General features: G+C 60.9%; 10 protein-coding genes. 5 read left to right on the top strand and 5 right to left on the bottom strand.

Annotated elements, in window-relative coordinates; translation table 11 throughout:
- Nucleotides 1–4: 4 nt before the first annotated feature.
- The gene (locus VGN12_07095) at nt 5–790 is read right to left on the bottom strand and encodes a carboxymuconolactone decarboxylase family protein (protein HEY4309203.1); all 786 of its coding nucleotides are present in this window, start codon (nt 788–790) and stop codon (nt 5–7) included.
- Between the two features lie 223 nt (nt 791–1,013).
- Here VGN12_07095 and VGN12_07090 point away from each other — a divergent pair, with 223 nt between their 5' ends.
- Nucleotides 1,014–1,754, top strand: coding sequence for a prolyl oligopeptidase family serine peptidase (locus VGN12_07090; protein ID HEY4309202.1), 741 nt, complete (start codon nt 1,014–1,016; stop codon nt 1,752–1,754).
- A 180-nt stretch (nt 1,755–1,934) separates the two neighbouring features.
- Here the strand turns inward: VGN12_07090 and VGN12_07085 are convergent, their stop codons facing one another.
- Nucleotides 1,935–2,300: a hypothetical protein gene (locus VGN12_07085; protein ID HEY4309201.1), complete on the bottom strand. Its 366-nt coding sequence runs from the start codon at nt 2,298–2,300 to the stop codon at nt 1,935–1,937.
- A 291-nt stretch (nt 2,301–2,591) separates the two neighbouring features.
- Between VGN12_07085 and VGN12_07080 the strand changes: the two genes are divergently transcribed.
- From VGN12_07080 to VGN12_07070, 3 genes are all read left to right on the top strand, one after another.
- Nucleotides 2,592–3,272 carry a hypothetical protein gene (locus VGN12_07080; protein HEY4309200.1) on the top strand — a complete coding sequence of 227 codons (681 nt, stop codon included), beginning with the start codon at nt 2,592–2,594 and terminating at the stop codon, nt 3,270–3,272.
- Nucleotides 3,273–3,382: 110 nt separating this feature from the next.
- Nucleotides 3,383–4,708 (top strand): SGNH/GDSL hydrolase family protein, encoded by a 1,326-nt coding sequence (locus tag VGN12_07075; protein HEY4309199.1) that lies wholly within the window; start codon nt 3,383–3,385, stop codon nt 4,706–4,708.
- Nucleotides 4,709–4,788: 80 nt separating this feature from the next.
- Nucleotides 4,789–5,319, top strand: a complete 531-nt coding sequence (locus VGN12_07070) for a hypothetical protein (protein ID HEY4309198.1) — start codon at nt 4,789–4,791, stop codon at nt 5,317–5,319.
- 10 nt (nt 5,320–5,329) lie between these two features.
- Here the strand turns inward: VGN12_07070 and VGN12_07065 are convergent, their stop codons facing one another.
- Together VGN12_07065 and VGN12_07060 are read right to left on the bottom strand one after the other, a co-directional pair.
- Nucleotides 5,330–6,805 carry a DUF1501 domain-containing protein gene (locus tag VGN12_07065; GenBank protein HEY4309197.1) on the bottom strand — a complete coding sequence of 492 codons (1,476 nt, stop codon included), beginning with the start codon at nt 6,803–6,805 and terminating at the stop codon, nt 5,330–5,332.
- Nucleotides 6,806–6,895: 90 nt separating this feature from the next.
- Nucleotides 6,896–10,072, bottom strand: a complete 3,177-nt coding sequence (locus VGN12_07060) for a DUF1553 domain-containing protein (protein HEY4309196.1) — start codon at nt 10,070–10,072, stop codon at nt 6,896–6,898.
- Between the two features lie 395 nt (nt 10,073–10,467).
- Between VGN12_07060 and VGN12_07055 the strand changes: the two genes are divergently transcribed.
- A complete protein-coding gene (locus VGN12_07055; protein HEY4309195.1) occupies nt 10,468–11,154 on the top strand; it encodes a hypothetical protein in 687 nt (228 codons plus the stop codon).
- 40 nt (nt 11,155–11,194) lie between these two features.
- Here the strand turns inward: VGN12_07055 and VGN12_07050 are convergent, their stop codons facing one another.
- A complete protein-coding gene (locus tag VGN12_07050; GenBank protein HEY4309194.1) occupies nt 11,195–11,794 on the bottom strand; it encodes a hypothetical protein in 600 nt (199 codons plus the stop codon).
- Nucleotides 11,795–12,181 lie beyond the last annotated feature (387 nt).

Raw genomic sequence — 12,181 nt, 5'->3', positions numbered from 1 at the left:
ACACTCATTGCGGAAAGCCCGTCAAGCCTTCGTCCAGTTGCACACCAAAGCTGTTCAATGCCATCGACACCAGGTTGTACTGGCCGACCGTGAATACCAGGTCCATCATCTGCTGCGTGGAATAGTCCTTGGCAAGTTGGCTCCAGGTTTCATCGCTCAAGCAGGCATCATCGCGCAGTTCGCCGGTCGCCTGCAGCAGCAGGCGATCATGATCGGAAAGGCCCGCGGCGTCAGGCCCCTCGGCAATGCGCCGCACATCGTCCTCCGATAGACCGGTCCCCTTCCCGATGCGCACATGCTGGGCCCATTCGTACTCGGCCTTGCAAAGCCAGCCGATGCGCAGGATCAGAATCTCACGATCGCGCGGCGGTAACGAATTACTTCCCAAAATATGCGTGGCAAACGTCAGCCAGTCCTCGGCCAGGTCGGGGTGGTTCGCCATCGTCGTGAATACATTGAATAAGCGGCCAGTCCGTTCGAAGGGAGCCAGCAGCTCTTGTTGCTTCGGCGACCAGTCCTCTTTTTTTACCGGCGGGATGCGTGGCTTCGTAGGGCGTGCCCGGGCACTTCGTCCGGCCGCATCGTGGCTTGGCGTCTCGGGTTTATTCGTCACTTGCCGGTCTCCGTTATCTTTGATCAATGCCTGCGCGTCGTCGCCGGTGGCGGTCCGTTCCGCATCCGTCTGCTCGCCCGCGTCATTGCACTTCGTACACTCGCAGGAAGCGCAGACGACTAACATAGCAAGCAGGAACGACGACCACGACGCGCGATGTGCGACCTTGAATTGCATCGATTTTAACCTCGCTGGGCTGTGCTCACACCCGAAACCGCGAACTTCCCTCACCTGCTGCCGCCGAACGCGGCGTCGCGAAAGAACCGTCGAAGTATGCTCGCACACGCGTTACCCCATGTCCAATCGGGCAACGGTCGAAATCGCATCGCCGGGCGGCTATGATCGGGCCTGAATCTGTCGCCCTAAATTCCCATTTCGCACGTTCGCCCCAGGTTTGATCATGCGCAAAACATCATTGCTTTTCGCGTTCGCCTTCTTGCTTGGATTCGGTGCCCCACGGACCAGCGCCGAAGAGACGGGCCAACGCCCTGCCCAACTCGAGACGCAGGTGCCGGTGAAGCTCGACTACCTGCTGTACCTGCCCAAGGATTACGACAATCAGAAATCGTGGCCGCTGGTCATCTTCCTGCACGGCGCCGGCGAGCGTGGCGCCGACTTGGACCTGGTCAAGAAGCATGGGCCCCCGAAGTTGATCGACGCGGGCAAGGACTTCCCATTTATCGTGGCCAGTCCGCAATGCACCAAGGACAGTTGGTGGAGCTGGCAGCTGCGCGAATTGTCGGCACTGGTCGATGATCTTTCCTCGCGCTACAAGGTCGATCAGGATCGTATCTATTTAACGGGCCTCAGCATGGGTGGCTTCGGCACTTGGGCACTGGCCGCCTACCAGCCTGATCGGTTCGCCGCGATCGTTCCGATATGCGGTGGCGGCGAGATGCTTTCCGCGCGTCGTTTGACGAAGATGCCGATTTGGGCGTTCCACGGCGCAAAGGATCCTGTCGTGCCGCTGCGTCGTTCGGAAGAATTGGTCGAGGCTCTGCAGAAGGCCAAGGGGAACGTAAAGCTAACCGTCTATCCCGACGCCCTGCACGACTCCTGGACGGCCACTTACGAGAATCCTGAACTCTACGAGTGGCTGCTAGCGCAGAAGCGCGAAGCGCCGGCAAAGACGACGCCGTAAGGCGTGGTTCCTGTGCTCGGGCTCGGCGCACGCGCATAAAAAGAGCCGCGCGGAGGGCAAAGGAAACCCCGGCGGCTTGTGGCAGCGGCAATCGACGCAGTCGCGGCCAGCACGTAAGCATGCGCGACAGTTAATGAAAGTCAAATACGATGCTCGCAGTCGCAGGCCATCGCGTCCGGCTTATTTATCGCCTACTGCCGGGATCGACACGAAGTTGCCACGGCTGACATAACACGCGTCGCCGCAGGGCCGGCACGACGTGATCAACGTGCGCACTTTGACGTAATAACCACGGCCAGTCGCGATGCGGATCTCGACCTCTTCCAGCGGCAGCGAAACCGGGTGCATAAGTCCAATGCCATGCGGTGAGAGGTCGCGGCTGAAGGCCGACACGCGAGAATTTTCGTCGAGCACGATCGTAACGGGGCGGAAAAAAGGATAGCGCACGCCGACCGGAACTTCGCGCGCATCATCTTCTCGCGCCTCGATCAGAATCGGCCGCAAGGCACTTCGCAACGCCCGCTTTTCTTCCAATTCAATGGCCATGGCTCACTACCCTGGTGATTGCCGCGAAAAGTCCAAGGTTATATAGCTTGCTACCGAAATTGACGGAACAGCGAGGCCAAAAAGTCGCGGTCGCCACCGTGATCGGCCGGTCTTTGCCCCTCACCGTCGGTACAAATGGAACACAGTCCCCAGGCTCTGGCGGCATTATTCCGAGAGTATGGGCTGCGACAGGAATTGTCACAAATTGCCTGGAGATTCGCTGCTGCCGCCGTGGCTCGCTACACTAACTTTTAGCAGCACGTCCGGCGTTCTTTTTCAAGGAGCGCGATCATGGCGAGTCCCCCAACGACTTCGCAGTTCAAAGCGGTTCACGAATTCAACACGCACGAATCGCGCAGCGACGGCGCTCGCGTCGTCGCCAGCTTGCTGGCCGGCATGGATACGCTCTCGGACCTGATGGTCGACCGCGTGGCGATCGAGCCGGGCACGATGTATGGCGTCGATTCGATGATCATGCCGACGTCGTTCGTGCAGGGGCACGCGATCGCAACGCTGGAAATCGAGCTACTGCAAATCGTGCAAGTGGCCGAGGCCGCGCACGCGCACAAGTATCTGCACACCGCGGACGACTGGTTCACACGGTGGCTCGTCGCGGTGCGCCTGCCCGAGCGGCGGAACGAGCCGGCCGTTATTTCGCGGCTCGCGGTTTACAAGGCGCAGCCTGCGGATGCCCGCCGGCTTTCTTTCGAGACGGCATTACAGCGGGCCCTGCCCCAGGCGGCCCAAGCTCCGCTGGCACTATTTCGCCTGTTTCCTTTGGCGGTCGAAATTGCCACCGCGATCGCCTTCGGCGGCGCGAGCGATGCTGCCGCAGGCCGGAAGCAACAGCGCGACGTGCTGCCCAACCTGGCAGACTGCACCGAATGCCGCGGCGCCCTGCTCGAAAACGGCGAAGAATGCCGACAATGCGGCAATCCCCTGTGGAAGTTCAGCTGGCTGACGGCCGAGTAGCTACGTCGCGATGATTGCTTTGGCGCCGTACGCGGCTTAACCTCATGCGCAGACGAGTCGCGCATCAGGACTCGACAGGTCAATTCGGCCACGCCGGCGGAGCACATGCCATGCGCCAACGCATTCACCTCATATGCGTGGTTTCTGGGATCACAATTCTTTGCCTACGAGCGCCTGCGGCCGCTTCCGCGGGCGTTACGCTTGGCGTGATGGGGGACAGTCTCAGCGACGAATACCAGTACAACGGCCGCCCCTACGCGCAGAACTGGGTCGAGCAATTTGCCACGAGCAATTACGTCAACGTCGGCGTAAATACGGTCAACGCGGCCCCTCGCAACCAGGGCTTCAACCAGAATTGGGCCCTGGCCGGCGCCACCACCGGCACGGTGCTCTCCGGCGGACAAGCGACTGGTCTGGCCGCGCAGATTCCCAACGCCGGCGGTTACGGTATCGACTACGCCGTGCTGATGATCGGAGCCAACGATTTCGCCCCCGGCAGCACGGCCTACAACAATATCTACAACGGCACCTGGACCACGACGCAGATCAACAATTACGTCAGTTCGGTCGTCAGCAATACTGGCACGGCCCTCTCGGATATCCTGCCGACCGGCGTGAAGGCGGTTGTCGCCACAGTGCCGGACTATGGCATTACACCCTATGTGCAATCCGTTTATCCCGACGCCAGCAAGCGGGAACTGGTCGCCAGCGTGCTGACGCGCGTCAACGCCGGCATCAAGGCCACGGCGCACGGCGACGGAATCGTGGTGGCCGACTTGTCGGGCCTGATCAACGCCACGTTCGGTCAGGAAGGGGCGTTCCATACGTCGGTCTCGATCGGCGGCGTGCCGATCAATCTCACGCAAACCACCAGCAGTTCGTCATCGCAGGCCGGGTTTTGCGCCGATGGCATTCACGCCTACACCACCTTGCAAGGCGTGCTGGGGAACGTGCTGATGCAAGCGCTCGATACCGGCTATAACGCCGGCATACCGCTATTCAGCGAAGCCCAGATCTTGCAACACGCCGGGCTGACCTACGCAGGGTCCGACACGCTGGCCGCCACGATCGGCCCCTACTCGAATTACGTGATCAGCTACGCCCCCACCCCCTCGATCGCCGGCGACACGAACAACGACAACATCGTGAACGGCCAAGATCTGGCGCTCGCTTCGAGCAATTGGCTGCACTTCGGCAGCAACATCTCGGGAGACGTTAACGGCGATGGGCTGGTCAACGCGCAGGATCTGGCCCTGATTTCGTCGAACTGGTTGCAAAGCCGTGCGTCGGCCAGCAGTACGACATCCGTACCCGAACCGGCAACGCTGGCCCTGGCATTGTCGGCGGGAGTGATGCTCATCGCTGCGGGCAGCCGCTCGTTGCGGTATGGCAAGATCCGGCACTGTCATTCGATCATCCGCACAAAAGGTCCTTAACCTTGACCGACGAAAGTGAGCCTCGCGCAATCGAGTCGCCGTCAACTCGCCCATGGAATTTTGGCACGGGCACACTCTTCGTGGGTCTCGTCATCGTGGCGCTCTTGCTGGCGACTTTCCAGCAGCGGCGAGAATTACGTCAGATCAAATCAATCGCCACTGCCCACGGGCTGGCCGCCAGCATCGCCCCGCTCACCGCCAACGAGTGCCGAATTCTCGTACGAGAGCTGTCGCGCGATGGTCCTGCGGTGTACGAGATCGTGATCGAAACCTTGGGCAATGCTCAGTTGAACGTTACCAGCGGGCACAACAACAGCATTGTCCAAAGTTCGAGTACGCTGGATCGCGGCGGCCTGACGCGATCCAGTGTACTGATCGCCGTCGACGCCGTTGCTGCGAAAAGCGATGCCGAAACGAAATGCCGCTACCTGATCAAAGTAAACGGAGCCAATGGCAGCTCCGCGGGCGGCCCAGCGCTTTATTTCCTGCCCCCAGGCAAGACAATTGCCGACGTGTTCAAGCCGCAAATCACTTCCGGCATCTACCAGCGCGGCCAAACCATTCCCCTCTGCACGTTCGACGGGGATGAATCAAAGCTGACCGTAAACTAACGGGTCCGCGCTACGCCAACAGTTCCGGAATTACATGGGCCAGCTCGACCGTCGTCAGTCGCTGATCCAGCCCCTGAAAATGGTACGTGAACCGCTCGTGGTCGAAGCCCAATAGCTTCAGCACCGTGGCGTGGAAGTCGCGTACGTGAACCGGATCACGCACGATGTTGTACGAGAACTCGTCCGTCTCGCCGTAAACCGTGCCTCCCTTGGCACCGCCGCCCGCCATCCACATGGTGAAGCAGCGAGGATGATGATCGCGGCCGTAGTTGTCTTTGCTCAGACCTCCCTGCGAATAGATCGTGCGGCCGAATTCGCCACCCCAGATGATCAACGTATCGTCGAACAACCCGCGCGCTTTCAAATCCTGGATCAAACCATAACACGGTTGGTCGATATCGCGGCACTGATCCGGCAATCGTCCGGCCACGTTGCCGTGCGTATCCCAGTTGTTGAGATACACCTGCACGAACCGTGTGCCGCGCTCGACCATGCGCCGCGCAAGCAGCACGGTATGGCCGAAGCTGCCCGGCTTGCGCGCCGTGTCGCCGTACAGCTTGAACGTCGACTCCGGCTCGTCATTGATGTTCGTCAGCTCCGGCACACTCGATTGCATGCGGAACGCCAGCTCGTACTGCTGGATGCGCGTGTGCGTTTCCGGATCGCCCACCTGGCTGTAATTCAGCTCGTTCAATGCCCGCAGTCCGTCGAGCGTATCGCGTCGCACGGTCGAAGGAACGCCCGGCGGGTTATTGATGTACAGAATCGGGTCGCCGCCGGCACGGAACGAAACGCCCGCATGCTCGCCCGGCAGGTAACCGGCCGACCACAGCCGGGCTGAGATCGCCTGCACTTGCTCGGTATTGGTTGGCTTGGCCACCAGCACCACGAACGTCGGCAAGTCCTGGTTCATCGATCCTAGACCGTACGACACCCACGATCCCAGGCAGGGACGCCCGGTGATCTGATTGCCGGTCTGCATATAGCTGATCGCCGGCTCGTGATTGATTGCGTCGGTCCGCATGCTGCGGATGAAGCAGATGTCGTCGACGCACTTCGCCAGGTTCGGCAACAGCTCGCTAACCCACATCCCGCTGCGACCGTATTGCGCAAACTTGAATTTCGACGGCGCAATCGGAAACCGCTTTTGGCCCGAGGTCATCGTCGTCAGGCGCTGCCCCATCCGGATCGATTCCGGCAGGTCCTTATCGAACCATTCCTGCATCGTGGGCTTATAGTCAAACAGGTCCATCTGCGCAGGACCGCCAACCATATGCAGATAGATCACCCGCTTCGCCTTGGGGGCAAAGTGCGGACCGAGAGGAATGTGCCCGTCGCCCGCGACAGACGCAGTGTTCGCCGCGGCGCGCGACAGCCCGCCCCCCAGCAACGACGCCAGCGCCGCCGACCCGAGCGCATTAGCACCACGCCGAAAGAACTGGCGACGCGTCTCGCTACGAACCCATTCTTCAAAAAGCGGATGCATAGGAACCTCGGGAATTAGTAACTAGTAGTCGGTTGCTAGAAGTTGGTAGCCCGCTTCGAACGCTGACTACCAACTACTGGCTACCAGCGACTACTTGTTCAATACTTCATCCAAATTCAACAACTCGTTCGATAACATCGTCCAGCCGGCCAGCGTGCGGACGTCGAGTCCGGCGTCCGGCTTCGACTCGCCGAACGTGACCAATTGCTGAGCGTCGTCAGCGTGGTCTCGATAATAGGCCGTTAGCGATGCCAGCGACTTCTCGACCAGCGGACGTTCTTCGGCCGTGAACGTACGGCCCAGGATCCGTCGCGACATATAGTCGATGCGGGTCACGTCGCTGTCCCCACCGTCACGCAAAGTCTGTTCAGCCAGACGCCGCCCAGCCTCGACGCATTGCGGATCGTTAAGCGTGGCCAACGCTTGCAGCGGTGTGTTTGTTCGCTCGCGGCGCACGGTGCATTGTTCGCGGCTGGGGGCGTTGAAAATATCCATCGAAGCCGGCGGGGCCGCCCGCTTCCAGAACGTGTACATGCTGCGGCGATACAAATTGTCGCCCGAGTCTTGCTTGTAGTCGCGCGTGTTGCTGCCGATCATGGCCACCGCCTCCCACACCCCCTCAGGCTGATACGGGCGTACGCTTGGGCCTCCCAGCTTGCGCACCAGCAGGCCGCTCGCGGCCAAGCCATAATCGCGCACCATCTCGCCATCCATGCGGAAGCGTGGACCGTGCGCCAGCAACTTGTTCTGCGGATCTTTCTCGAGTTTCTCGGGCGTCGTCGCGGCCGACTGCCGATACGTGGCCGACAAGACTAGTTCGCGGAAGAAGCGCTTCATGTCCCAGCCGTGGTCGCGGAACTCGAGTGCCATCCAATCCAGCAATTCCGGATGCGATGGCAATTCGCCGGCCACGCCGAACTCGCCGGTTGTTTTCACCAGGCCCGCGCCGAAAACCTCTTGCCAGAAACGATTGACCGTCACGCGCGCCGTAAGCGGATGCTCGGGCCGCAGCAGCCATTGGGCGTAGCCCAGGCGGTTCTTCGGCAGTTCGGCCGGAAATGGCGGGAGTATGTCCGGCGTGTCGGCCTTTACCTCATCGCGACGTTTGTCATAGTCGCCGCGGTACAGAATGTATGCCGTCGGGGCAGCGTCCCCCTTCTCTTGCGCGACGTGGGCGATCGTGGCCCGCGTCTTGATGGCCGCCTCGGTGGCCGATAACTCGCGCTTTCGCGCGACCAGTTGTTGATGGCTCGCATCGACGCCGTCCAGCCACCAAGCGTATAACTCTTCGACCTCGCTCGGGCTTCGTCCTTCGGCCGGCTTGGCTACCAGGTACGCGGCACGCGTGGCGGTCGCCAGTTGCGCCACCTCGCCCGGCTGCAGAGCACGATTGTAGAGCCGCAGATCTTGCAGCGATAAATCGTCAACGCGTGAGCCTGTGTTCCGCTGCGCCAGCTTCAAAGGAACAGTGGTGCGAATCGAATTGGCCAGCTTGTTCGTGACGATTTCGACTTCCTGGGCAGCGCCGTCGATATAGATCTTCACCCCTTCGGCCTTGCCGGTGCCATCGTAAACCAGACTGACATACTGCCACTTGTCAGCTTTCAGCGCGGTCTTGCTGGCAACCTTCAGGGCGTCGTCCGGCCAGTTGTGAACGATATGCATTCCCGGCCGGCCACCGTCCAGCCACATGTCCCAGCCGCGATGACCGTTGGCTTCGTCCATGCGCGCCACCATCGCGCCGCTAACATTGTCCTTCGGAACCTTGACCCAGGCGCTGCAGGTAAACGGCTGATCGCGCTCGAAGTCGCCGACGCCGGCTACTTCCATCACAATGTCTGGCTTACTCTTAAAAGCCTTAGCCGCGGTCACGCCCGTATCCCAGGCCGGCTCGCTCCCCAGCGACACCGGACGCGGCTGCCCGCCGATCGAGACGGCCAGCACGTTGCCGGCACTCTCGCCGAGTGGTGCGTAGAACGACATGCCGGCACTCACGAGCCGAGCTTCGACCGTGGCCGGAGCGGCTTGCGCCAACCAGGTGTCGAACTCGCCACGTGCCGCGGCCCGGCGCGCGTCGATCTGCTGCTGCGCGACGGCCAACTCGCCTGGCAGCTTCTCCCACGCCTGGCGATCCTCGGCCGTCGGCACAACGACTGTCGGAGGCGTGTCCTTGATGTTGCCGTCCATCGCCTGTTGCGTGGTGTTATTAAAGAACGCCGCCATCTCGTAGAACTCGCGCTGCGAGACCGGATCGAACTTGTGATCGTGGCACACCGCGCAACCGGTCGTCATTCCCAGCCACACCTGCGAGACCGTTTCCGTCCGGTCACGGGTGTACAGCACCAAATACTCTTCAGGGATCACGCCCCCTTCGTTGGTCGTCATGTTGCAACGATTGAAACCAGACGCCACGAGTTGATCGAGCGATCGGTTCGCCAACAGGTCGCCGGCCAGTTGCTCGATCGTGAATTGATCGAACGGCAGGTTTCGATTGAACGCGTTGATCACCCAATCGCGATAGGCCCAGCCTTCGCGATAATTGTCGAAGTGAATTCCGTGCGTGTCGGCATAGCGGGCTGCATCCAGCCAGTACCGCGCGCGATGTTCACCCCACGCAGACGAGGCGAGCAAACGATCGACGTAGCGCTCGTACGCGTCGGGCGCCGGATCGGCCACGAACGCCTCGACGTCGGCCGGCTCGGGAGGCAAACCTGTTATGTCCAGACACGCGCGACGTGCCAACGTGCGCCGATCCGCCTCAGGGGCCGGCTTCAACCCGAGCGATTCGAGCCGCGCCAAAATAAAGTTGTCGATGCCGCTACGCGGCCAAGCCTTATCCTGGACTTCGGGGGGCGCGGTTCGCACCGGCGCGATAAACGACCAGTGCGGTTGGTATTCGGCGCCGGCTGCCACCCAATCGGTCAGCAACTTCTTCTGTTCGGCCGTCAGCTTCTTATGCGAGGCTGCCGGCGGCATCATCGTGTCTTCGTCGGCACTGATGATTCGCTTCACCAACTCGCTCTCGTCCGGCTTGCCCGGAACGATGGCCCCCATCTCGATCGCGGCCTCGCGACGATCGAGCCGCAGGTCCGCCTTGCGCGAGGCGCTGTCCGGCCCATGGCAGGCAAAGCAGTTCTCGGCCAGGATCGGACGAATGTCGATGTTGTAGCCGATCGGATCGGCGGCCTTCGCCGCGTCAGAAAACAAAAACAGGCCCAACATGGTGAGCATAAGCAATGCCACGGGCAGGGGCGCGCGTCGCGTCATGGCCGATTCCTTCGAGGAGCAATGTCAGGCGGGGAGGCAGGCAAGCTGGTGACGTCGACCGACACCAATTCCCGCAAATCGAGGAATCAGGCCGCCGGTCAAAACGCCGCGCCGCAAAAATAGGCAGGATTTTGGCAGTCCGGCACGGTTCGCCACCTGCCCTCGATTGTAAACAATCCACCGGCCAAGGGAAACAATTTCGTCCGGTTGCAGGAACGGTGGTTCCGGCGGCTTCCAGGTGTTTCAGGCCCGTAGGCAGTTCCGGTCGAACCTTGGGAAACGGGATTGCCCCGAATTAAAATTTCGCGATACCCTGAGTTGGTCGAAAAGCCACCACACCCGGTCACGGGCTTACCGCGAGGCCTCGATCACCGATGTCCGGATGCTGCCACAGAATGCGATCCCTCGGCGCGATCGCCCGTATTATGCGGCGCGACATCGGCAGCAGCCTGCGTCTGCATGTGTGGACCGAATCGCGCGGCGATGGACGTCGGGTCCTCGTGACCAGCGAAGACGAAGCCGCGGCGATCGTTCTCGCCGGAATCTTCGAGAGGCGAACCACCTCACACCTCGGCGATCAGCGACGGCCGTCGTTGCTGACATACCGCGACGTTTTCCGCGCAATACTGCGCCGCGGGCGGATCGCCGCGTTGTATCGTGGCCTGGCCTCGGGCGAGCCAGAACTCGTGCAGTTGTCGTTGTGGCTTATAGGACGCATGCGACGCCGTAGCGCGATCCGAGAAATCATTCCGTTTATCGCCGGTCACGACACGCGAACCCTTCGCGAAGCAGCTCGCGCGCTGCGCCGATTAGGCGCATGGGCCGAATTACGCACGATTCAAGAATTCGACCTGGATGCCAAGGTGCGGTGCTTCGCCACGCCTCGCACGGCTCGTTCGTTCGACGAACGCTTCAGCCGTTTCGCCGGAGCATCTTCCAGAGATGCATCCGAGGCTCTGCCGTCTCAGCGACCTTTTCAGATCAATACTGGCCTACCGCGCTCTGCGCAACGGTCGCTGCGAACGCCCGAGCTGATTCGGGCCGTGCTTGAGAACATTCGCCGGCTAGTGCGCGGCGGCTGAGCCAGCGTCCCGGCACGAATCCAGCAATCGCGATCGTGAATTAATGTATCCGGCGAAACACGGTCTTCCCTTTTTCGGGGAACAGCTTGTCCGCGCCGCCGCCGCTGAGATACACCATCAGGTGCTCGCTCGAATCGGTGAATTGCACGCTCTTTAACTCGCTCCCCTCGCGAACCACCGTTCCACCGAGTTCACCTCGATCGATCGCGGCTGCTGCGGCTGCGAAATCAATGCCCCACACGTTCAGCTCGTCCCCGACGATCTTGTACTTCATGAAGTAGTACTTCGCCGCTCCCGCCGCGGGTACGCCTGGCGTCTCCTCGATAGGCAGCACCGCATTGGCGAATTGATTCTCGCGGCACTTCGAGACGAAGAAGCGCATCGAGAATGGCTTTTCGACGCCGGTCCGGCCGTCGGACGTGCGGTGCGTCACCAGCCAGAACCGCATCAGCCCCTCTTCGGCCTCGTCCTCGGTGATCCCCTTCTCCAGCTCGGCGCCAATGTGTAGGTAACGGACCGACTCTTCGTCTTCGGACGTCCACAAGCCAGTCAGCTCTTTATCCTGCTCAGCGCTATAGAGCGGCGTGATCGGGTGTTCGGATTCCGGAATGCAGCCTGTCAGCGCGACGAGGAATAGCAAGCCGCTTGTCGTTCTACGTAGCCTTTGCATCGCGAAGCCCCTTGAGAAAGATAAGCCGAGAGTGAAACGCGCCCGGTTGATTTTGCAGGCGAAACGCGCCTTCCAAATTATAACCCTACGAATTCTGTAAGACAGTGAACCATCGGGACGCCATTTCCGTGCCTTTAGGGCGATTTCATCATTGCAAGCTCGTGGACGCGATTGTTCGCGCAGGAGTCGAGGATCCGCTCTGCCATTCCGGCCGCCGCCTGTCGACAAGGCTACGGACCAAATGTCGGATCAGGAGTATCGCAGCTGTTACACTTCGATCGCGATTTTCGCGACTTTCGCCGCACCTTTCTTGCATATCTGTAAGCATCGAAAACTACTCGTGACTTCGGAGCTGTT

Source organism: Pirellulales bacterium, from assembly GCA_036499395.1.
Taxonomy (GTDB): domain Bacteria; phylum Planctomycetota; class Planctomycetia; order Pirellulales; family JACPPG01; genus JACPPG01.
This window is presented reverse-complemented; position numbering and strand designations above follow the sequence as displayed.